Genomic DNA, 21973 nt, shown 5'->3' with positions numbered 1-21973 from the left:
GTGGCAGAAGATGCTCGCTGAAACCTGGCTCAGCGGCGGGGAAACACTGCGTTGGCTGGAAGTTCCAGCGCAGGGCCACGTGGGATCCGTGGTGAACCAGAAACCGGCCGTTCCGCACAAACCGCTGTCGGAGGTGCGCAGGTCGCTGGTCGAGGAACCGAACTGGCCACTTCCCAGCGAACAGCTGACCAGGGGCGAATTCCTCGGCGACGAGTGGGCCGACGACCCCGCGGTCATGTGGTGGGCCTTCGCCGACCAGACGGAGCGCGACGCGGTTCACATGGCCGACCACATCGCCAACGTCCCCGGCGAGGCGTTCCTCGCCATCACCGAGCGGCGAGTGGCGGTCGTGGTGAAGGGCAACCAAGTCGCGAAGGAAGCCGAGGAGCCACAAGGTCTGTTCGGCCGGGCAAGGTCAGTCGTCCAGAAGGCCGCCGACAGCCTGCCCTCGACGAACCACCCGGTTTCCTACTTCGAGGTCCCGACCGAGCGGATCACCCAGATCCAACCGGTCCGCATGGGCCGGAGCATCCCCCGGGCCACCTGCCTCCGCCTCGACTTCACCGACGGCTCGACCTTCTTCGCCCACTCCCGCACCAAACAGGACCCGGCGGAGGTCTTCCCCGCTCGTTGAGGACGCGATTTCAATGGAAGTCGGAGACCTGACTTCCATTGAAATTTTGAACACCCTGGTCGCGAGTTGACGGGCAAGCGTTGACTTGCCTACCTTCGGGGTGTGGACGATGCCGTGTTCAAGGCTCTGGCTGATGCCACGCGGCGGGCGATCCTGGACGAGCTGACCGAGCAGGACGGTCAGACGCTGTTCGAGGTGTGCGCGCGGTTGGCGACGAAGCACGGGTTGGCCTCGTCGCGGCAGGCCGTCTCGCAGCACCTGGACGTCCTGGAGTCCGCGGGCCTGGTCCGGACGCGCCGGGAGGGCCGGTACAAGTTCCTGCACATCGACACCGCACCGCTCGAACCGATCGTCGAGCGGTGGCTGACGGAAAGGCCTGGACGATGAGGATCAACCTGCACAGCATCATGGTCGACGACCAGGACAAGGCCCTGCGCTTCTACACCGAGGCCCTCGGCTTCCAGGTCAAGCACAACATCCCGATGGGCGAGTTCGCCTGGATCACGCTCGTCTCGCCCGAGGACCCGAACGGCACCGAGCTGGTCCTCGAACCCGACCAGCACCCGGCGGCCAAGCCGTTCAAGGAGGCCCTGGTCGCCGACGGCATCCCGTTCACCTCGTTCGCCGTGGAGGACGTCCACGCCGAGCACGACCGCCTCACGGCCCAGGGCGTCCGCTTCACCCAGGCCCCCACCGACATGGGCCCGGTCACCACGGCGGTCCTCGACGACACCTGCGGCAACCTCATCCAGATCGCCCACGAGAAGTCCTGACGAGAACATCTTGACGGCTTCTTGACGGCCGGGCGGCCAAGTGGAGGCTTAGCATTCGGGCATCGGCTGCGGTCGTGGTGTGCCGGGAAGTCTGGTCGGCGGTGTGAGAACGTGCCGTGAGGACTGGAGTGATGGCGATGACCGGCGACGACGCCGTGGTGCTGGATCTCGCGCAGGTGGGCGCGAGCCGGATCGAACTCGTGGGCGGCAAGGCCGCCGGGCTCGGGGAACTGATCGAGGCCGGGTTCCGGGTGCCCGAGGGGTTCTGCGTGACGACCCGGGCGCACGCCTGCGGTGAGGTGCCCGAGCAGCAGGTCCTCGACGCCTACCGCCGGCTCGGGGGCGGACGGGTGGCGGTGCGCTCCAGCGCGACCGCCGAGGACCTGCCGGAGGCGAGCTTCGCCGGGCAGCAGGACACGTTCCTCAACGTCAGCGGCGAGCAGGAGCTGCTGTCGGCGATCCGCCGCTGCTGGGACTCGCTGAACTCGGAGCGGGCGATCGCCTACCGGGAGGCCAACGGGTTCACCGCCGAGGCGCGGATGGCCGTGGTGGTGCAGCGGATGGTCGACGCGAAGGTCGCCGGGGTGCTGTTCACCGCGAACCCGCTGACCGGGACGCGCTCGGAGATGGTCGTCGACGCCGCGCCCGGGCTCGGCGACGTGGTCGTCGACGGGTCGGTCATCGCCGACCACTACGTGCTGGGCGGAAGCCCCACCCCCGACGAGGACCAGCCGCGCACCGACGGGTGCCTGGACCGCGAGCAGCTCGAGGCGCTGCGCGACGCCGGATCGCGGGTGCAGGAGAGCTTCGGGTCTCCGCAGGACGTCGAGTGGGCCATCGACCGGGACGGCGAGCTATGGCTGCTGCAGTCGCGGGCCGTGACCACGCTCTTCCCGCTCCCGCCGCGCACCGAGGACCTGCGGGTCTACTTCGAGATGGGCCACATGCAGGGCATGACCCGCCCGTGGACCCCCGCCGGCATGTCGGCGATGACGCACGGCGCGAAGCTCTGGATGGAGTCGGCGGGACTGGCCGGTGGCGCGTTCGGCGACGCGATAGGCATCGTCCCGGTCGGCGACCGGCTGTTCATGGATTTCTCGGACCTGTTGCGCAACAAGCGTTTCCGCTCCCGGCTGCCGCAGATGATGGAGGTCTACGGGCCGCGCAACGTCGCGATCGTGCAGCGGCTGCTCGACGATCCGCGCTTCGCGCCGACCCGGTCCGGGCTGCCGTTCCCGGCAGGCCCGCTGCTGCGGAAGAGCCTCACCGTCGTGCCGAAGGCGAAGTTCGAGATCATGCGCACGCTCGCCTTCCCCGACGCCGCCCGCGCGCGGGCCTTCCGGGCCACCGAGCAGCTGCGCCACCAGGCGCAGGCGCCCGAGTTCCACAACTCCGAGCAGCGGCTGCGCTTCGCCGAGGAGGTGCAGCGGGACTTCATGACCGCCTCCGACGTGATCTGGCCGCTGTTCATCGGCATCCTCGTCGGCCAGCTGCCGAAGTCGCTGCTCAAGGGCGTCGCGAGCAGTGCGGAGCTGGACGCGGTGCTGGGCGGTCTGCCGCACAACGTCACCACCGAGATGGACCTGGCGCTGTGGCGGCTCACCAGCGGGCTCGACGAGGACGAGCGGACGCTGCTGAGCAGCACTCCCCCGGCCGAGCTGGCCGCCCGGTACCGGGCCGGAACGCTGCCGGACATCGGGCTGGCGGACTTCCTGGACCGCTACGGTCACCGGGCTCCGGCGGAGGTCGACGTGGGGCGGCCGCGCTGGGCGGAGGACCCGACGCAGATCTTCGACACCATCGCCGCCTACCTGAAGATCACCGACCCCGAGCAGGCCCCGGACCGCCGGTTCGAGCGGGCCGCGGCGCGGGCGGAGGCCACGATCGACGAGCTCTACGAGCGGGCTCGCCGCCGTCGCCCGATCCGGGCGCGGCTGGCCCGGTTCTGCATGCGCCGCGCCCGCAAGCTCACGGGCTTGCGCGAGCTGGGCAAGTTCGCGTGGCTGTACTCGCTGCAGACCGTGCGCGAGCAGCTGCTGCTCATCGGCGAGGACCTGACCCGGCGGGGGCGGCTGGAGCAGGCCGGGGACGTGATGTTCCTGGAGTTGGACGAGATCCGTGCCGCAGTGCGCGGAACCGACCAGCGCGGCCTGGCGGGTGAGCGGAAGGCGTTTTACGACAGGGAGGTTCGGCGTCGCTCGGTGCCGATCGCGCTGCTCTCCGACGGCACGGACCTGGAGGCCGCGGCACCGGCCGAACCCGCCGCGGACGGGGCGATGACCGGGCTCGGCGCGTCCCCGGGCAAGGCCACCGGGCCGGCGCGGGTGGTGCACGACCCGGCGAACGCGCGGATCGAACCCGGCGAGATCCTCGTGGCGACCACCACCGATCCGGGCTGGACGCCGCTGTTCATGACCGCGGCGGGCCTGGTCACCGAGACCGGGTCGCCGATGGCGCACGGCCCGACGGTGGCCCGCGAGTACGGCATCCCGGCGGTGATCTGCGTCCGCGACGCCACCACCGCGATCACCACGGGCCAGGTCATCACGGTCGACGCCGCCGCGGGCACCGTCACACCGGAGTGAGCTTGCCCCACCGGATCCGGCGGCTCAGCCTGGTGAGATGGCTGAGCCGCTGATCCGGGAGCTCCGGGACGACGACTGGGACGCGGTGCGCCGCATCTACGCCGAGGGCATCGCGACGGGAAACGCGACCTTCGAGACCGAGGTTCCGGGCCGGGACGTCCTCGACGCGAAGTGGCTGGCCGGGCACCGGTGGGTCGCCGAACTCGACGGGCAGGTCGCGGGGTGGGGTGCGGCCGCGGCGGTGTCGGCGCGCGAGTGCTACGCCGGGGTCGCCGAGACCTCGCTCTACATCGGAGCGGATTTCCGCGGCCGGGGAGTGGGAAAGTCGTTGCTGCGCAAGCAGATCGGTGCAGCCGACGAGGGAGGGCTGTGGACGTTGCAGACCTCGATCTTCCCGGAGAACGAGGTCAGCATCGCGTTGCACCGCGCCGCCGGGTTCCGGGAGGTCGGAACCCGGGAACGCATCGCTCGGCATCACGGGGTGTGGCGCGACACCGTCCTGCTGGAGCGTCGCCGCGCCGACTGATCAGGCCGCGCCTTCGGCCTCCAGCGGGAGCGTCGCCTCGCGCGGTGCGAGCTGGACGTAGACGGTGCCGCCTTCGACGAGCACCTGGTGGGTGCGCAGCGCCCGCTTGGCCGGCGGGCACGTCGGCTTGCCGTCGCGCAGGTCGAAGAACGCCGCGTGCAGCGGACATTCGACGAAGCAGCCTTCGAGGAAGCCGGCTGACAGGGACGCGTCCTGGTGGGTGCAGGTGTCGTCGACCGCGTAGAACACGCCGTCGGCGTTGAACACGGCGATCGGGACGTCGGCGACGAACCGGGTCGACTCGCCCGGAGCGAGCTCGTCGGCGCGGCAGACAGCGAACATCGAACCTCCTGTGTTGCGCATTAGAGAACTCAAAACGCTATGCGCAACAGAGTGCGGCCCATCGGAGAGGTGCGTCAAGACGTCGAAGGCGTCGATCTCCGCGTGGATTTCCCCGTTGACCAACGACATCGGCCGTTTACCCGAATCCCCGCCGACTACCTGGTGGTAACCCGCTCGGACGTCTTGACAGCGCCGGACCCGCGATCGCATCGTGTTGTCGATCGAGCAACGAGGTGCTCATCGCGCAACAACTGAAGACCCCTGCGGACCGAGCCGAAAGGCGCCCCGAGATGACCGCTACGGAGTTGCCGCAGAGCCTGCTGGCCACTCTTCCCGGCCACCACTACACCGACCCGACGATCTTCGCCCTGGAGCAGGCGCGGATCTTCGAGACCGGCTGGTTCTGCGCGGTGCGCAGCGCCGACCTGGACAAGCCCGGTGCGTTCCAGACCGTGCAGGTCGGTCGCGAGAGCGTGCTCGTCGCGCGCGACCGCAAGGGCGACCTGAACGCGTTCCTCAACGTGTGCCGGCACCGGGGCGCCCGGCTGTGCACCGAGGAGACCGGGCAGGTCCAGCGCTCGCTGCAGTGCCCGTACCACGCCTGGACCTACGGGCTCGACGGCAAGCTGATCGCCGCGCCGAACCTCGGCGCGATGGAGGACGTCGACCGCGGGGAGTACGGTCTCAACACGGTTCACCTGCGGGAATGGCTCGGCTACGCGTGGGTGTGCCTGGCCGACGAGCCGCCCTCGTTCGACGACACCGTGATCGCCGACGTCGCCGGGCGGCTCGGTGACGCCGGGGAGATCGACGCCTACGACATCGCAGCGCTGGAGCTCGGCGAGCGGATTCGCTACGACGTCAAGGCGAACTGGAAGCAGATCATCGAGAACTTCATGGAGTGCTACCACTGCGCGACGATCCACCCCGAGCTCACCGAGGTGCTGCCGGAGTTCGCCGACGGGTTCGCCGCGCAGTACTACGTCGGGCACGGAGCCGAATTCGGTGACGAGGTATCCGGTTTCACCGTCGACGGCGGCGACGGCGTGCAGCCGCTGCCGGGCGTGGGCGAGCACCAGGACCGCCGGTACTACGCGATCACCGTGCGTCCGCAGGTGTTCATCAACCTGGTGCCGGACCACGTGATCATCCACCGGATGTTCCCGCTGACCGCCGAACGCACCCTGGTGGACTGCGACTGGCTGTACCTGCCGGAGGTCGTCACCTCGGGTCAGGACCTGTCCCGCTCGGTGGAGCTGTTCCACCGCGTCAACCAGCAGGACTTCGACGCCTGCGAGCGCTGCCAGCTCGCGATGGACTCCCGCTCCTACGCCTCCGGCGGCGTGCTCGTCCCCAGCGAGCACCACATCGCCGAGTTCCACGACTGGGTCCGCAGCCGGATCACGGACTGAAAACCCGCCGCCGGGCCCCGCTTCGGGGCTCGGCGGATCAGGGGCGGGTGTCCAGGAGCAGGTAGCGGACGGCGATACCGCCGACTCCGAGCGCGATGCCGATGAAGATCACGACCGGGCTGATCGCGAGCAGGCCCAGCAGGAACACCAGGACGCCGACCGCGGACACCGACATCGCCACGCAGCGACGGTTGCGCGTGGCCGGATCGGGTGGCGGTTTCTTGACGGCCTCGGCGAAGCGCGGGTCGTTCTCCTCGAACCACCGCTCGATCTCGCGAAGCCTCCTGCGCTCACTGCGACTCAGCATCACGACCTCCCGGCGCGCTCGCCGCGGAGGAACCCTCCGCGAAGGAACGTCACGCCGACCGGACTTCCCGGCACGCCATCGTCACCGCCGAGGTGCGACACCTCTCAACATAAACCCGGCGCACAGCCGTGGGAAGGGTCCGACGGGCCTCGACCGGTCTAGCACTGCGTATCGTGGACACACCCGGGAGCAGGGAAAACGCTCCCGCGGACTAGATCGGTCGAGGAGTGGTTCGGGCGTGGGTGAGCGGATGCAGATCGGCGAGGTCGCCGAGCGCACGGGGCTGTCGCTGCGCACGATCCGCTACTACGAGGAGGTCGGGCTGGTGGTGCCCAGCGCGCGCAGCCAGGGCGGATTCCGCCTCTACACCGACCCGGACGTCGACCGGCTGGAACTGATCAAGGGCATGAAGCCGCTGGGCTTCCAGCTCGACGAGATGCGCGATCTGCTGGCGATCCTCGACCCGACCCCCGACGCCCCGGAGATCGAGGAGCCGCAGCGGCGGCTGGCGGAGTTCAGCGAGCAGGCCGAGCAGTCCTGCCAGAAACTGCGCACGCGCCTGGCGCTCGCCGAGCGCTTCGCCGCGATGCTGCGTGAGCGGCTCGACCACCCGAAGTGATCCCGGCCTCACCCGGCCCGCTCGGTTAGGGCGCGGCCACATCCCTCCTCTAACGTAACGGGAGGGTTGACGGATTACGCCCGTATTCAGGTTCCGGATTACTGCCGTATTCGGGTCCCGGAAGACGGCCGTATTCGGGTACCGGATTACTGCCGTATTCGGGTCCCGGAAGACGGTCGTAATCCTTCCCCGCCCGGGCAGCGTCGCCCCTCCCCGCACTTCACCCCGCCGCCGCGTGCGGCGCCCGAGCATGTCTGGTTGTCGCGTGCCGAAGCTGTCCCTGAACCGTCCCGCCTGGCTGTCGCCGTCGGTGGCCCGCACCGAAGTGCTCGGCGGCCTGGTCGTCGCGCTGGCGCTGATCCCGGAGGCGATCTCGTTCTCGATCATCGCCGGTGTCGATCCGAGCGTGGGGCTGTTCGCCTCGTTCACGATGGCGGTGGTCATCTCGGTCGTCGGCGGCAGGCCCGCGATGATCTCGGCCGCCACCGGTGCGATCGCGCTGGTCGTGGCGCCGCTGGCGCGCGAGCACGGGATGGTTGTCCTGGTCGCCACGGTCATCCTGGGCGGCCTGTTCCAGGTCGCGCTGGGGGCGCTGGGCGTGGCGAAGCTGATGCGGTTCGTGCCGCGCAGCGTCATGGTCGGGTTCGTCAACTCGCTGGCGATCATGATCTTCATGGCGCAGGTGCCCGAGCTCATCGGCGTGCCGTGGGCGGTCTACCCGCTGTTCGCGGCGGGCCTGGTGATCATGGTGCTGTTCCCGAAGCTGACCAGGGTGATCCCGGCGCCGCTGGTGTCGATCGTGGCGCTGACCGCGGTGACCATCGCCGCCGGCATCGCCGTGCCGACAGTCGGCGACAAGGGCGCCCTCCCGTCGTCGCTGCCGGTGCCGGGCATCCCGGACGTGCCGCTCACGCTGGGCACGCTGCAGCTCATCGCCCCCTACGCGCTGGCGTTCGCGCTGGTCGGGCTGATGGAGTCGCTGATGACGGCGAAGCTCGTCGACGACATCACCGACACGCGGTCGAACAAGACCCGCGAGTCCATCGGGCAGGGCATCGCCAACATCGTCACCGGCTTCTTCGGCGGCATGGGCGGCTGCGCGATGATCGGCCAGACCATGATCAACGTCAAGACCGCGGGCTCGCGCACCCGGCTGTCGACGTTCCTGGCCGGCACCTTCCTGATGGTGCTGTGCATCGTCTTCGGACCGCTGGTCTCGCAGATGCCGATGGCCGCGCTGGTCGCGGTGATGGTGCTGGTCTCGGTCGGCACCTTCGACTGGCACAGCATCGCGCCCCAGACGCTCAAGCGGATGCCCGCGGGCGAGATCGTCGTGATGGTGGTGACGGTGTCCGTCGTGGTCGCCACCGACAACCTCGCGATCGGCGTCGTCGTCGGCACGATCACGGCGATGGTCATCTTCGCGCGCCGCGTCGCCCACCTCGTCGAGGTCACCTCGGTGACCGACCCCGACGGCGGGCAGGTCGTCTACCGCGTCACCGGTGAGCTGTTCTTCGCCTCCAGCAACGAACTCGTGCACCACTTCGACTACGCGGGCGACCCCGACGACGTCATCGTCGACCTCACCGACGCCCACATCTGGGACGCCTCCACCGTCGCCGCGCTCGACGCCATCACGACCAAGTACGAGGCGCGCGGCAAGCGGGTCGACATCGTCGGGCTCAACGAGCGCAGCGCGGCCATGCACGTGCGGCTCAGCGGCGAGCTGTCCGGGAGCCACTGACCGGAGTCTCCGGCGGGCAGGCCCACCCGCGCATCGACAGCATGATCACGATGCGCGATCATGGCCCGCATGCACGACGAGCGTCCTGCGCCGCACATCGACACCGACTCGCCCAGCGTGGCCCGGGGTTACGACCACTGGCTGGGCGGCAAGGACAACTTCGAGGTCGACAGGACGATCCTCAAAGCCGTCGAGGAGGTCGTGCCCGAGGCCCGGCCGCTCGCGCAGGAGAACCGGTACTGGCTGATCCGCGCCGTGCGGTTCCTGAGCTCGCCGCTGCACGCGGGCATCGACCAGTTCCTGGACCTGGGATGCGGGTTGCCGACGATGCAGAACGTGCACCAGGTCGCGCAGGCCAACAACCCGGACGCGGTCGTGGTCTACGTCGACAACGACCCGACGGTGGCGGCATACGGGCGGGCGATGCTGGCGGAGAACGACCGCACGCACTTCTCCATCAACGACCTGCGCGATCCCGAGGGCATCCTCAGCGATCCGGTGATCACCCGGAACCTGGACTTCGAGCGCCCGATCGCGCTGATCCACTCGGGCACCATGCACCACGTCTCCGACGAGCACCGGCCGCGCCAGGTCATGCAGCGCTACGTCCGGGCGCTGGCGCCGGGCTCCTACGTGGCGATGTCGCACTTCAGCTGGCCGCCGGAGTCGGAGCGCTACCGCGAGATGGCCCGCACCATCGAGGGTTTGCTGCACGAGATGGTCGCGTCGTGCTGGTGGCGCAGCAACGAGGAGGCGCTGTCGTTCCTCGACGGCCTGGAACTCCTCGAACCCGGCTTCGTCCGCACGGTCGACTGGTGGCCGGAAGGCCCCGCCCTGACGCCGAAGTCGGAGATCACCAACCTCATCTACGCCGCCCTCGCCCGAAAGCCCTGAGCGCAGCGGTTCCTCGCGTCCCGGCGGTTCCGTCGCGGGAGCGGTCAGGGTTTGACGAGGACCTTGAGGGTCTTGCGGTCCGCCATCTCCCGGTAGCCGGCGGGGACGCCGTCGAGATCCGTCGTGGCGTCGAAGACCTTGCCCGGCTCGATGCTGCCGTCGAGGATCGGCGGCAGCAGCTCGTCGATGTAGGCGCGCACCGGCGCCGGTCCCCCGGCGAGCCGGACGTTCCGGCCGAACAGGCTGCCGAACCCGATCGGCGCCTCCTCGTACTGCGGCACGCCGACGCGGCTGATGATCCCGCCGGGGCGCACCGCGCCCACCGCCTGCTGGTAGGCGGGCATGTTGCCGACCGCCTCCAGGACCACGTGCGAGCCGTGCCCGCCGGTGAGCTCGCGCACCCGTTCGACGCCCTCCTCACCGCGCTCGGCCACGACGTCGGTGGCGCCGAACTCGCGCCCCAGGTCGGTGCGCTCGGCGTGCCGTCCCATGAGCACGATCTGCTCGGCGCCGAGGCGCTTGGCCGACAGCACCGCCAGCAGACCCACGGCCCCGTCGCCGATCACGGTCACCTTGCTGCCGCGACGGACTCCCCCGGCCGCGGCCGCGTGGTAGCCGGTGCCGAACACGTCCGAGAGCGTCAGCAGCGACGGCATCAGCACCGAGTCCGGTGCGACGGGCAGCTTGACCAGCGTGCCGTCGGCGTAGGGGACGCGGATCGCCTCGGACTGGCAGCCCTCGTGCGGCTCGGTGTCCCAGAAGGTGCTGTTCACGCACGAGGTCTGCAGCCCTTCGCGGCAGAACTCGCAGGTGCCGTCCGAGATCGCGAACGGGGCCACCACCAGGTCGCCCTTCTTGACCGTGGCGACCTCCGCGCCGGTCTCCTGGACGATGCCGATGGCCTCGTGCCCCATCCGCGCGGGCCCGTCGGAGGCCGGCATCGACCCGTAGGGCCACAGGTCGCTGCCGCAGATGCAGGCCGCGGTCACGGTGACCAGCGCGTCGGTGGGCTGCTCGATCTTGGAGTCCGGCACGTCCTCGACCCGGACATCGCCGGCCTCGTACATCACTGTTGCGCGCATGAGTTCTTCTCCGGTTGCTCGACTGCTCCGGGCGGCCTGCGGCGCCGCACCTGGCATCACGCACCAGGGTGAGCGAGCGGCGAGCGCATCGCACGGCGATCAGGCCGCCCGCCGGAGCTGGTCGCTGGTCGGAGTCCACGGAGCCGATCAGGTTCTGTACCCGCACCGCCGCGCACAGCGATTCCTCAACAGGCCTCAGTCGCGCTGCGGGAGCGGGAAGGTGACCGGGCTGCGGTGGCCGTCGGCGTCGATGGCCCGCACGCCGAAGAAGACGTTGTCCTTGGACAGGTCGATCACCGCCGCGGTGGTGTCGCCGACGTCGATGCGGTGCGTCCAGTCGGGGTCGGTGGTCTCCCGCCACACGACCTCGTAACCGGCGAGGTCGGGTTCCGGCCCGCGCTCCCACACCAGCTCGGTGTCGTTGGTGAGCTGGGCGGTGCGCACGACCACGCCCGTCGGCGCGCCGGGGCCCTGCGCGAGCGAGAAGAGCGCGGCGAGGTTGACCCGGGCGACGCGGGCGATGTAGCCGAAGTCGCAGAACTCCGGCAGGTCGCCGTAGCGCACACCGCCCTCGTCGCGGACGTCCTGGTGCTGGTGCCGGAAGTCCTCGTGCGGTTCGGTGAAACGCGCTGCCGGAAAGCCCTTCTCGAGGAACGGGATGTGGTCGCCGCCGCGCAGGAAGCGGTCTCGCCGGTAGATGACGCGCACGCTCATCCCGGTGGCGTCGTTGGCGGCGACGTCGGTGACGAAGCGGGCGAGCTGGCGCGACGGGGAGTCGTTCTCACCGCCCACCGAGCGCCGGATTTCGGCCTCGTCGGGGGTTTCCGAGGTGGGCACGCCCTCGGCGAACAGCCGGATGGTGCGCGGGTCGACGGTGCCGTCGTCGGCGCGGCCGGCTCCGACGATGTCGTCGGTGAACATCGCGCGCACGTCCGCGCCCTCGGCGGCGAAGAGCTCGGCCATGTGGTTCGCGCCGTAGAGCCCCTGCTCCTCGGCGGCCACCGCCGCCAGGACCACGGTGGACTCCAGCGGGGTTTCCGCCAGCAGGCGAGCGAGTTCGAGCACCACGGCGACTCCGGAGGCGTCGTCGTCGGCACCGGGCGCGTCGCTGGTGGCGTCCATGACGTCGGTGGCGCGCGAGTCGTAGTGACCGCTGACGACGTGCACGCGCTCGGGCGTCGCGGTGCCGCGGATGGTGGCGACGACGTTGGTGATGCGCGTGGTGACCGGGATGCGATCGGCCGGTTCCTGGTCGTAGGACTGGAGTTCCACGGTCATCCGCCCCTCCGAGCGGGCGGCGTGGCTCTGCATCTCGGCGAACAGCCAGTCGCGCGCGGCGCCGATGCCGCGCTGCGGGTCGTCCTGGCTCGACAGGGTGTGCCTGGTCCCGAAGCTCACCAACTTGCGCACCACGTCCTCGATGCGCCGCTCGTCGACCTGCGCGAGCAGCGCCCTCAGGTCCGCGCCGGGCTGCTGCGGCGGGATCGGCTCCCCGGGCGGGAGCGCACCCCCGGGAGAGGGCCGCAGATCAGCGGCCCCGGCGCTCCCGGCGAGCACGACGGCACCGGTGATCCCGGCGGAAGCGGACAGGAAGGCGCGACGGCTGCGACCAGCGGATGAGAGACCCATGCACAGCTTTCTACGTCTCCGCATACCGCCGAAGAATCGTCCGGACAGACCACCCGCTCACCCCGGAAGAACCATCACGGAACAACGCACCCGCTCCCGGCCAACCCCTCCCCACGTCGAAAACCGCTGTTTTCGCGCGTCGAAAACCGCTGTTTTCATCGCGCGAAAACAGCGGTTTTCGACACGCGGAGCACCGAGGACCACTCGGTCGGGGGTTCAGCCTGGATTTCGCCACTCCGCGACGCGGCGTTCGAGTTGGGTGAGGAGGTCTTCGAACGCGGCGTGGACGCGCGCTTCGTCGCCGCCGGTGAGGAGGTCGGCGAACAGGCCGCGCAGGCCCGCGAGCAGTGCCGTGGCCGCGGGCCGCGCCTGGTCCTCGGGACAGCCGTAGCCGATGAGACCCGCGGCGAGGAGGTCGGTGCGCTGGCGCATCGACGCCGCGACGGCCTCGGTCACCGCCGGGTCGCCGTACATCGCGTGGCCGGTGATCGCCACGAAGAGCCGCACGTAGCGGCGGCCTTCCTCGGTGGTGGCGCGGCGCCAGAGGGCGCGCAGCGGGTCGTCCTGCGGGAGGTCCCGCACGGCGAGGGTTTCGGCGAGCACCCGGTCGACGATCTCGGCGACCAGCCGGTCCTTGGTCGCGAAGTGGTGCACCAGCGTCGCGTGGCTGACCCCGGCGGTCTGGGCCACCTTGCGCAGCGACAGATCGTCGAGCCCCTGCTCCAGGGCGTGCTCGGTCGCGGCGGCGAGCACCTCGCCGCGGCGGTGCTGGAAGCGCAGCTTCCGGCCGTCGACCCGTTCGTTCATGCGGACAGCCTAATCCGGAACGAGATTGATTGACCGATCGGTAGAGGAACTTTAGAGTTGCCCTCGCACCGGAGATCTTGCTCAACGACGAACATGTTCCGGCGCGTCCGGACGACCGGACGCCTTCTGCAAAGGGCGAAACATGGAATTGAAGCGTTCCACCGGTTCCCTCACCCGATTACTCGTCGCCTCGGCGGCCGTCTTCGTCCTGCTCGCGGGCAACGCGACGCTGGCGCAGGCGGTCGAACCGGCCGACGTGCACGGCCCGGACCCGACCGAGGAGAGCGTCACCGCCCCGCGCGGCCCGTTCGAGGTCGACGAGGAGTCGGTTTCCCGGCTCAGCGTCAGCGGTTTCGGCGGCGGCACGATCTACTACCCCACCGACACCACCGACGGCCTGTTCTCGGCCGTGACCATCTCACCCGGTTTCACCGGCACCCAGGAGACGATGGCCTGGTACGGGCCGCGATTGGCGTCCCAGGGCTTCGTGGTGTTCACGATCGACACGATCACCACCACCGACCAACCCGATTCCCGCGCCCGGCAGCTGCAGGCGTCGCTGGACTACCTGGTCAACGACAGCAGCGTGAAGGACATCATCGACCCGGCCCGGCTGGGCGTGATGGGCCACTCGATGGGCGGCGGCGGTTCCCTCAAGGCCGCGCTCGACAACCCGGCGCTGAAGGCCGCGATCCCGCTGACCCCGTGGCACACGACCAAGGACTTCTCCGGCGTCCAGACGCCGACGCTGATCATCGGCGCCCAGAACGACACGGTCGCACCGGTTTCCCAGCACGCCAAGCCGTTCTACGAGAGCCTGCCGGACGAACCCGGCAAGGCCTACCTGGAACTGGCCGGCGCGGGCCACCTCGCCCCGAACACCGACAACACGACGATCGCGAAGTTCAGCATCTCCTGGCTCAAGCGTTTCCTCGACGACGACACCCGCTACGACCAGTTCCTCTGCCCGCCCCCGGAGAACGACGACTCGATCTCCGACTACCAGTCCACCTGCCCGTACTGACGGTCCGCGCGAACCACCGCGGCGCCGGCCCGGAGGTCGGCGCCGCGCTGGCGTTCTCAGTCGCGGAAACGCCACCGCGGCGCCGGGATTGGGGGTCCGGCGCCGCGGTTGGGTTAGGCTGGTTGGGTTGTTCTTGCCGGTAAGGGGTCTGTGTCCGGGGATTCGGGGGACTTGGTGAGCAGGGAGCCGATGGCGCAGATCGCGAGGTTGAGGGCGAGGCCGAGGAGACCTGCGGGGATGCCGTAGAGCTTGTCGATGTCGAAGACCGTCCAGGCTCCGGCGAGCAGGGCGCCCGCGAGCATGCCCCAGAACACCGGTCCCGCCGAGAGCCTGCGCCAGTACAGGCCCAGGATGAACGCGGGGGCGATCTGGACGATGAGCTCGAACTTGAGCACGAAGATGTTGTACAGCGTGCTCGGCGGGTTCCACGCCAGCACCAGCAGCAGGCCGATCGCCACCACACCGGCGACCTTGCCGACCATGACCTGCTTGCGCTCCGAGGAGTTCGGGGCGAGGTAGCGGCCGTAGAGGTCGCGCGAGATCACCGACGAGAAGCTCAGCAGCGCCGAGTCCGCCGTGGACACGATCGCCGCGACGACACCGCCGAAGAGCAGGATCATCAGCACGTAGAAGAACAGGTTGATGCCCGCGACCTCGTTGGCGATCATCCCGACCAGCTGCTCGGAGTCGTCCTCCGACAGACCCGGGAACAACTTGATCCCGACGATGCCGACCACGAACACGACACCGGTGGTGACCATCGGCATCCACGCCATGATCGCCAGCGACCGCTTGAGGGTGCGCTCGCTGCGGGCCGCGTAGATGCGCTGGATGGCGTGCGGGTACACCGCCGCGCCGATGCCGATCATGATGATCATCGACAGCCAGTTCACCGAGTCCTCGCCGCTGGGCACGCCCAGCTTCTCCGGCTCGTTCTCGGCCAGGTAGCGCGTCACCGAACCCCAGTCACCGCCGACCAGGTACAGGGCTCCGAGGAGCAGCACCGCCACGCCGACCAGCAGCGCGATGCCCTGCATGACGTCGGTGAACGCGACCGCGCGCATCCCGCCCGACCAGGAGTACACGAGCATGACGACCACGAAGGCGATCACGCCGATCTGGTACGGCACCGTGTTGCCGGTCAGCCCCGAGATGCCGTGGCCCATCGCCACCAGCTGCTCCAGCAGGTAGTTCGCCAGACCCCACAGCATCAGCACCGTGACCAGCAGCGACACCGGGGTCGAGCCGAAGCGGTGGCGCACCCAGTCGGTGGGCGTCACGAACTTCTCGCGCTTGGCGATCGCGTACAGCCTCGGCGCGAACACCAGGTACCCGGCGATCACCGCGATCATGAACGGCACCGACTGCCACCAGGTGAACCCGGACCGGTAGGCCTCCGGGGCGTAACCGACGATCGAGTTCCCGCTGTACTGCGAGGCGTAGAGGGTGAAGAACAGGGCGACGAAACCGAGACCGGAACCGCCCAGGTAGTAGCCGCGGGACGTCTTCTGGTCGCCCTCCGGCTGGCCGCGGCCGGCGAAGTAGCCGATGACCAGCATGATCACCGCGTAGGCGGCGAGCACCAGGATTCCGCTGAGACCGGCGAAGCTCAGGCCGTTCATCGGTCACCTCCGGCTTCTTCCTCGGGCTCCTCGATGTTCCAGCGGTACAGGCACGCCCAGGTGACCAGAACCGCGAACAGCAGCGTCGACACCGCCGAGATCACGACCCAGTACGGGACTCCGAGCACCATCGGGTGCGTGGAGCCGGCGGGCAGGTAGAACGGGACGCCGACCAGCACGACCACGGCCAAGGCCACCCACAACGAGCGAACCCGGATCGGCTCGTACCGGGGACGGTCCTGAGATCTTCGTTGATCCATCATGGACTCCGAATCGTTCGGTTTTCCACTGCTTTTCACGCAGGAGTTCTCAACCGACCGCCGGGGTCCCACGATTTCAAAGGAAGTCGGGTTCCTGACCTCCGCTGAAATCGGGTTCCGAGTTTCCGCTGACATCGCGGAACCGCCGGCGGCCGGGGGTGGTGCGGTGGTGGTCAGATGATGTTGTCGGCGCGCCAGCGGGAGAGCTGGTCCTCGTCGGCGCCGAGGACCTGGCCGTAGATCTCGGCGTTGTGCTCGCCGAGCTCCGGCCCCAGCGAGCGGACCTCGCCCGGCGTGTCGGACAGGCGCGGAACGACGTTCTGCATCGGGAACTCGCCCAACTCGGGGTGCATCAGCCGGACGATGGCCTGCCGGGCCGCGAAGTGCGGGTCGGCGACCATGTCCTGCGCGGTGTAGACGCGACCGGCGGGAACCCCGGCCTCGTGCAGCTTGTCGAGCACGTCGTCGGCGTCGAACTGCCGCGTCCAGGCCGAGATGAGCTCGTCGAGCTCCACCTGGTTCTCGCCGCGCGCGTCGTGGGTGCCGTAGCGCTCGCCGGTGGCCAGCTCCGGTTCGCCCATCAGCTCGCAGAGCCGGGTGAACACGGTATCGCGGTTCGCGCCGATGATGATCTCGGCGCCGTCGGCCGTCGGGTAGGCGTTGCTGGGCGCGATGCGCGGCAGCACCGACCCGGTGCGCTCCCGCCGGTACCCGGCGACCTCCCACTCCGGGATGAGCGACTCCATGAACGCCAGCACCGCCTCGTAGATCGCGGTGTCGACGACCTGGCCGCGCCCGGTGCGGTTGCGCGCGTGCAGCGCCATCACCGCGCCCAGCGCGGAGAACGTCGCCGCCAGCGAGTCGCCGACGCTCACGCCCACGCGGCTCGGCGGCCGGTCGGGCTCGCCGGTCATGTGCCGCATGCCGCCCATCGCCTCGCCGATGGCGCCGAACCCGGCGCGCGAGGCGTAGGGTCCGTCCTGCCCGTAGCCGGTGACGCGCACCAGCACCAGCCCCGGGTTGATCTCCTGCAGCTCGTCGTAGCTCAGGCCCCAGCGCTCCAGCGTGCCCGGCCGGAAGTTCTCCACCAGCACGTCCGCGCTGGCCACGAGCTCGCGCAGGATGCGCTGCCCCTCGCCGGTGCGCAGGTTGGCCGTCACCGACTTCTTGTTGCGCGCGATCACCGGCCACGCCAGGGACTTGCCCTCGTGCTTGACCTGGCCCCACTGCCGCATCGGGTCACCCGCGCCCGGGTCCTCGACCTTGATGACCTCGGCGCCGAAGTCGGCCAGCAGCTGGCCGCAGAACGGGCCCGCGATGAGCGTGCCCGCCTCGATCACGCGGACGTCGGAGAGCGGACCGCTCCTGGTTGCCGTCACTGGTTGTCCTCCTCTTCCTCCTCCGGGCGCAGCAGGGTCGCCCGGGCGGCGAGCACGTGCGACCGCATGACGGCCTGCGCCCAGTCGCCGTCGCCCGCCGCGATGGCCTCCGCCAGCTCGCGGTGCTGGGTGAAGCTGCGGTGCAGCTCGGCGGTCGTGTAGCGGTGGAACGTGCGGCGCACCAGCGGAACCTCGATCACCCGCGACAGCAGCTCGGGCAGCAGCCTGCGCCCGCCCGCCTGGTGGATGAGCTGGTGGAACTCGAGGTTCAGCCGGGTGATCTCCTCGTGCGCCCCGTCGTCGTCGAGCCGGTCCAGCTGCCGCTCCATCGCGTCGCAGAGCTCGTGCAGCCGGGCCGCGTCGGCCTCGCCGCGCAGGGCGGCGTGCCGGGCCGCGTAGCTCTCCAGGACGCTGCGCAGGCCGAACATCTCCTCGAAGTCCTCGGCGCTGAGCGAGACGACCTCGGCGCCGCGGTTGGGCACCACCTGCACGAGCCCGTCGGCCTGCAGCCGGCGGATGGCCTCGCGCACCGGGGTCCGGCTCAGGCCGAAGTCCTCGGCGAGCTGCTCCTCGCGCAGCCGGGACCCGGCCGGGCGTTCGCCGTTGAGGATGTCCTCGCGAAGCGCCTGGTAGGCCCGCGCAGCGGCTTGTGACACGTCCCACGTCCTTTCGAGATTGTGCACAACCTAGCAACCCGATTTGTCCGTGAACAGACCTTGCGCCTGGTTGTCCCGAAGTTCAGGATGGCTTCGAACTCAGATTGTGCACAACATGGAGGCGATCGTGACCGCAGCGCTGCCGTCCAGCGTCGAGATCGTGGAGGTCGGGCCGCGGGACGGCCTGCAGAACGAGAGCACCCTGCTGCCGACCGCGACGAAGGTGGAGCTCGTCGAGCGCGCGATCGAGGCCGGGGCGCGACGCATCGAGGCCGTCTCGTTCGTGCACCCGCGGCTCGTGCCGCAGATGGCCGACGCCGAGGCCGTGATGGCCGCCGTGCCGCAGCGCGACGACGTCTCCTACTCGGGCCTGGTGCTCAACCGGAAGGGCTTCGACCGCGCGCTGGACACCGGGTTGACCGAGGTCAACGTGGTCGTCGTGGCCACCGACACCTTCAGCCGGCGCAACCAGGGCGTCACCACCGAGGAGGGGCTGCGCACCTGGGAGGACATCGCCGCCCGCGCCCACGAGGCCGGGGTTCGGCCGGTGGCCACGATCGCCGTGGCGTTCGGCTGCCCCTTCGAGGGCGCGGTGAGCAGCGATCACGTCGTGGAGCTGGCCCGCCGCATCGCCGACGCGGGCCCCTTCGAGATCGCGCTGGCCGACACCATCGGCGCCGGCGTGCCCACCCAGGTCACCGAGCTGCTCACCCGGGTCCGCGAGACCACCGGCGCCCGCCTGCGCTGCCACTTCCACAACACCCGGAACACCGGATACGCCAACGCCTTCGCGGCCGTTACCGCCGGAGTGTCCACTCTGGACTCCAGCACGGGAGGCATCGGCGGCTGCCCCTTCGCCCCCAACGCCACCGGCAACATCGCCACCGAAGACCTCGAATACCTCCTCGCAGGCCTCGGAATCCGCACCGGCCTCGACCTCGCCGAGCTCTCCCGCACCGGAACCTGGATCGGCGAACAGCTCGGCAAGGACGAAGTCCCCGCCCTCCTCGGCCGAGCGGGCCCCTTCCCCCCGAAATGACCTCAAGACGAAAACCCCGGTTTTCGTCGCGCGAAAACCGGGGTTTTGACTTGAGCGGCCCGTTCGGGTGGGGTTAGAAGGTGGTGACGTTCAGGAGGGGTTCCTGGGTGCCGTCCGGGTCTTGGAGGGGAAGGTCCAGTCGGTGGTTCCCGCCTGCTGCAGGGCGTTCTTGACCTGCTCGGGGGTGGCCGCCGGGTTGGTGGCCTTGTGGAGAGCGGCGCCGCCCGCGACATGCGGGGTGGCCATCGACGTGCCCGAGATCGTGTTGTAGGCGCCGTTCGGCCAGGTGGAGTTGATGCAGACCCCGGGTGCGATCAGGTCGACGTCGGCGCCGAAGTTGGAGAAGTCGGCGAAGGTGTCGTCCTGGTCGTCGCGGCAGGTCGCCGGGGCGCCGCCGCCGGGCTGCCCGTTGAAGTCGGCCAGCGCGCTGACCGTGATGACCTCGTCGTAGGCAGCCGGGGTGCTGTCCTTCGCATCGGCGGCGTCGTTGCCGGCGGCGACCGCGAAGGTCACCCCGGCACCGACGGCGCGGCAGATGGCCTGGTGCTCGGAATCCCCGCTGGCCCGCCCGCACTGGCCGTCGTCGGTTCCCGCGCCACCGAGACTCATGTTGGCCACGTCGATCTCCCCGGCGTGAGCGGCGACGTAGTCGATGCCGCAGACGACGTCGGCCGTGGTGCCCATGCCCGCGTCGTTGAGGACCTTGACCGGCCAGATCCGCGCGCCCGGGGCCACGCCGACGACGCCGTCACCGTTGTCGAGCGCGCCGATGGTGCCCGCGACGTGCGTGCCGTGACCGTTCCCGTCCTCCGGCGGGAGCACCGGCAGCGTGCAGTTCTTGCCGCCCACCACGTTGAGATCGGGGTGGCCGCTGTCGACACCGGTGTCGATGACCGCGACGTCGACGTCGGTGCGCTGGTCGACGCCGTCGATGGCGGCCGTCGGGCTGGCATCGGCGTTCGCGCGATCGACACCGGTGGGCAGCGACTGCGCGGTGCTGCGCACCTGCCGGACCGGTTCGACCCAGGCCACGTCCGGGTCGGCGGCGACGCGGTCGCGGGACTGCGCGCTCATGCGCCCCGAGTAGCCCTTGAGCGCCGACTGGTAGAGGTGCCCGACCCGGGCTCCGTTGTCCTGGGAGTGCTTGTCCGCCTTGGCCTTCGCGTCCGTCCCGTCCTTGAGCACCACGATGTAGTCGCCCTCCGGCGCGGGCGCCGCCGGGGCCGGTGCCGCCTGCGCGGTCAGCCCCGTCGCACCCGCGAGCGCGCACGCGAGCAGGATCGCCGTGGTTCGTCTTCGCATCGAAACCCCTCCGTTGATCCGACTTCTCGCCGACCACGACGATCAGACCGCGACGACAGACCGTCCGGTCGGTACGAGCGTGGCGAGGACTCTGACACGCGCACCACGGGATGTCCAGACCTCCGCATCAGAACCGACTGCACGCCAACGATTTCGACGACGACACCTCCGCTTAGTACTATTCCGCAGCATTTTTCGCCGAACAAACCGGAACATTTTTCTCCGAAAAGCGATCTTCCCGGGCGTTCAGAACCGCCGGGGTCACGGTGCGCAGGAACGGCGGGATGGTGAGCAGCACCGTGAGCGCGAAGACGACGAAAGCAGCCCGCATCCCGAGGAGTTCGGCGAGCACACCGACCGCACCCGCCCCGACTGGCATCGCTCCCCAGCTGAAGAGCCTCGCCACAGCGCTGTACCGGCCCATCATCTCGGGCTCCACGAGCCGCTGAGCCAGCGTGCGCGCGTTGACCGCCCAGAGCGTGCCACCCATGCCGCCGAGGAACGCGCCGCCGGCCAGCACCCACAGCTCGGTGGTGACCACCGGGGCGATCACCATCGCGAACGTGCCGAGGAGATCGGCGAACAGCGCCCAGCGGCGCCCGATGAGGCGGTTCACGGTGGTCGCGGTCAGCGCGCCGACGAGTCCTCCGACACCGAGCGCGCTCAGCAGCAACCCGTACTCGCGGGGGTTCAGGCCCAGCGTCGTGGTGGCCATCAGCGGCATCAGCGCGAGCCACGCTCCCCAGCAGGAGCACAGCACGGTCAGCACCAGCGCCATCAACCGCAGCAGTCGGTGCCGCCACAGGTAGCGCAGGCCCTCGCCGATCCGGCTGGTCACGCTGACCGGTTCCGGCGCGCGAGGAACCCGGAAGCGTCCGGCCAGGAACATCAGCACGACCGTGGCCAGCACGTATCCGGCCGCCGTGGCCCCCAGCGCGAAGGCGCTGCCGACGGCGACGAGCAGTCCGCCGACGAGCGGGCCGCAGAACTCGTTGCACACGGCCTCGGCCCCGGTGATCCACGCGTTGGCCCGTTCCCGCCAGCTCGGGCCGACCGCGGTGGGCGTCAACGCCATCGCCGAGGTCAGCGCGATCACCTCCGCCACCCCGAGCACCAGCCCTCCGACCAGCAGCAACGGCAGCGTCACGCCGGCGGTGAACCAGGCGGCGAGCAGTGCGGCCAGCGTCAGCAACCGCATCCCGTTCGCGAGCCCACAGCAGCAGCCGCCGATCGAACCGGTCGACCAGCACTCCCACGTGCAGCGCCGCGAGCAGCCACGGCAGCGTCAACGACATCGACACCGCCGCCACCAAGCCCGGAGACCCGGTCAACGACGC

General features: G+C 69.9%; 21 protein-coding genes and 1 pseudogene. 11 read left to right on the top strand and 11 right to left on the bottom strand.

Annotated elements, in window-relative coordinates; translation table 11 throughout:
- Nucleotides 1–91 precede the first annotated feature (91 nt).
- The 5 genes and pseudogenes from REH65_RS25875 to REH65_RS25855 form a co-directional block, all read left to right on the top strand.
- Nucleotides 92–634: a hypothetical protein gene (locus tag REH65_RS25875; RefSeq protein ID WP_406689476.1), complete on the top strand. Its 543-nt coding sequence runs from the start codon at nt 92–94 to the stop codon at nt 632–634.
- A gap of 102 nt (nt 635–736) precedes the next feature.
- Entirely contained in the window at nt 737–1021 is a 285-nt protein-coding gene (locus tag REH65_RS25870) for a metalloregulator ArsR/SmtB family transcription factor (RefSeq protein WP_281453934.1), read from the top strand.
- Nucleotides 1018–1407, top strand: a complete 390-nt coding sequence (locus REH65_RS25865; protein WP_406693245.1) for a VOC family protein — start codon at nt 1018–1020, stop codon at nt 1405–1407. Before REH65_RS25870 ends, REH65_RS25865 begins: the two co-directional genes overlap by 4 nt.
- 131 nt (nt 1408–1538) lie before the next feature.
- The gene (locus REH65_RS25860) at nt 1539–3992 is read left to right on the top strand and encodes a PEP/pyruvate-binding domain-containing protein (protein ID WP_406689475.1); all 2454 of its coding nucleotides are present in this window, start codon (nt 1539–1541) and stop codon (nt 3990–3992) included.
- A gap of 55 nt (nt 3993–4047) precedes the next feature.
- Nucleotides 4048–4518, top strand: a pseudogene (locus tag REH65_RS25855) (GNAT family N-acetyltransferase); the annotation flags it as partial.
- Here the strand turns inward: REH65_RS25855 and REH65_RS25850 are convergent.
- Nucleotides 4519–4860 carry a bifunctional 3-phenylpropionate/cinnamic acid dioxygenase ferredoxin subunit gene (locus REH65_RS25850; protein ID WP_281453936.1) on the bottom strand — a complete coding sequence of 114 codons (342 nt, stop codon included), beginning with the start codon at nt 4858–4860 and terminating at the stop codon, nt 4519–4521.
- Between the two features lie 290 nt (nt 4861–5150).
- On the opposite strand from REH65_RS25850, the gene REH65_RS25845 reads away from it, so the two are divergent.
- Nucleotides 5151–6272: an aromatic ring-hydroxylating dioxygenase subunit alpha gene (locus REH65_RS25845; protein WP_406689474.1), complete on the top strand. Its 1122-nt coding sequence runs from the start codon at nt 5151–5153 to the stop codon at nt 6270–6272.
- Nucleotides 6273–6309: 37 nt separating this feature from the next.
- On the opposite strand, the gene REH65_RS25840 is transcribed toward REH65_RS25845, so the two are convergent.
- A complete protein-coding gene (locus tag REH65_RS25840) occupies nt 6310–6579 on the bottom strand; it encodes a DUF3040 domain-containing protein (RefSeq protein ID WP_406689473.1) in 270 nt (89 codons plus the stop codon).
- Nucleotides 6580–6817: 238 nt separating this feature from the next.
- Here REH65_RS25840 and REH65_RS25835 point away from each other — a divergent pair, with 238 nt between their 5' ends.
- The 3 genes from REH65_RS25835 to REH65_RS25825 all read left to right on the top strand — a co-directional run bounded on the left by REH65_RS25835 (nt 6818) and on the right by REH65_RS25825 (nt 9836).
- The gene (locus REH65_RS25835) at nt 6818–7198 is read left to right on the top strand and encodes a MerR family transcriptional regulator (RefSeq protein ID WP_406689472.1); all 381 of its coding nucleotides are present in this window, start codon (nt 6818–6820) and stop codon (nt 7196–7198) included.
- 250 nt (nt 7199–7448) lie between these two features.
- A complete protein-coding gene (locus REH65_RS25830; protein WP_406689471.1) occupies nt 7449–8942 on the top strand; it encodes a SulP family inorganic anion transporter in 1494 nt (497 codons plus the stop codon).
- Nucleotides 8943–9002: 60 nt separating this feature from the next.
- Entirely contained in the window at nt 9003–9836 is an 834-nt protein-coding gene (locus REH65_RS25825; RefSeq protein ID WP_406689470.1) for an SAM-dependent methyltransferase, read from the top strand.
- A gap of 44 nt (nt 9837–9880) precedes the next feature.
- On the opposite strand, the gene REH65_RS25820 is transcribed toward REH65_RS25825, so the two are convergent.
- From REH65_RS25820 to REH65_RS25810, 3 genes are all read right to left on the bottom strand, one after another.
- Nucleotides 9881–10918, bottom strand: coding sequence for a zinc-dependent alcohol dehydrogenase family protein (locus tag REH65_RS25820; RefSeq protein ID WP_406689469.1), 1038 nt, complete (start codon nt 10916–10918; stop codon nt 9881–9883).
- Nucleotides 10919–11113: 195 nt separating this feature from the next.
- On the bottom strand, nt 11114–12547 hold the full coding sequence (locus REH65_RS25815; protein ID WP_406689468.1) for a M20/M25/M40 family metallo-hydrolase: 1434 nt from the start codon (nt 12545–12547) through the stop codon (nt 11114–11116).
- A 216-nt stretch (nt 12548–12763) separates the two neighbouring features.
- Nucleotides 12764–13354 (bottom strand): TetR/AcrR family transcriptional regulator, encoded by a 591-nt coding sequence (locus tag REH65_RS25810; RefSeq protein ID WP_406689467.1) that lies wholly within the window; start codon nt 13352–13354, stop codon nt 12764–12766.
- Nucleotides 13355–13496: 142 nt separating this feature from the next.
- On the opposite strand from REH65_RS25810, the gene REH65_RS25805 reads away from it, so the two are divergent.
- Nucleotides 13497–14378, top strand: coding sequence for a dienelactone hydrolase family protein (locus REH65_RS25805; RefSeq protein ID WP_406689466.1), 882 nt, complete (start codon nt 13497–13499; stop codon nt 14376–14378).
- Nucleotides 14379–14491: 113 nt separating this feature from the next.
- Here the strand turns inward: REH65_RS25805 and REH65_RS25800 are convergent, their stop codons facing one another.
- From REH65_RS25800 to REH65_RS25785, 4 genes are all read right to left on the bottom strand, one after another.
- Nucleotides 14492–16000, bottom strand: coding sequence for a sodium:solute symporter (locus tag REH65_RS25800; protein WP_406689465.1), 1509 nt, complete (start codon nt 15998–16000; stop codon nt 14492–14494).
- Nucleotides 15997–16197: a hypothetical protein gene (locus tag REH65_RS25795; RefSeq protein ID WP_281453947.1), complete on the bottom strand. Its 201-nt coding sequence runs from the start codon at nt 16195–16197 to the stop codon at nt 15997–15999. The genes REH65_RS25800 and REH65_RS25795 overlap by 4 nt, the downstream gene beginning before the upstream one ends.
- Before the next feature lie 236 nt (nt 16198–16433).
- On the bottom strand, nt 16434–17639 hold the full coding sequence (locus tag REH65_RS25790; protein ID WP_406689464.1) for a CaiB/BaiF CoA transferase family protein: 1206 nt from the start codon (nt 17637–17639) through the stop codon (nt 16434–16436).
- Nucleotides 17636–18295 (bottom strand): GntR family transcriptional regulator, encoded by a 660-nt coding sequence (locus REH65_RS25785; RefSeq protein WP_406689463.1) that lies wholly within the window; start codon nt 18293–18295, stop codon nt 17636–17638. The genes REH65_RS25790 and REH65_RS25785 overlap by 4 nt, the downstream gene beginning before the upstream one ends.
- A 127-nt stretch (nt 18296–18422) precedes the next feature.
- On the opposite strand from REH65_RS25785, the gene REH65_RS25780 reads away from it, so the two are divergent.
- Complete coding sequence (locus tag REH65_RS25780) at nt 18423–19334, top strand: hydroxymethylglutaryl-CoA lyase (RefSeq protein ID WP_406689462.1); 912 nt, start codon at nt 18423–18425, stop codon at nt 19332–19334.
- Nucleotides 19335–19424: 90 nt separating this feature from the next.
- Here the strand turns inward: REH65_RS25780 and REH65_RS25775 are convergent, their stop codons facing one another.
- Both REH65_RS25775 and REH65_RS25770 read right to left on the bottom strand, forming a co-directional pair.
- A complete protein-coding gene (locus tag REH65_RS25775; protein WP_406689461.1) occupies nt 19425–20636 on the bottom strand; it encodes a S8 family peptidase in 1212 nt (403 codons plus the stop codon).
- Between the two features lie 178 nt (nt 20637–20814).
- Entirely contained in the window at nt 20815–21834 is a 1020-nt protein-coding gene (locus tag REH65_RS25770) for an MFS transporter (protein WP_406689460.1), read from the bottom strand.
- Between the last annotated feature and the right edge of the window lie 139 nt (nt 21835–21973).

The sequence above is a fragment of the Saccharopolyspora sp. ID03-671 genome (assembly GCF_045278815.1).
GTDB lineage: Bacteria > Actinomycetota > Actinomycetes > Mycobacteriales > Pseudonocardiaceae > Saccharopolyspora > Saccharopolyspora ipomoeae.
The sequence above is the reverse complement of the archived record's forward strand: the minus strand, read 5'-3'. Positions and strand labels throughout refer to the sequence as shown.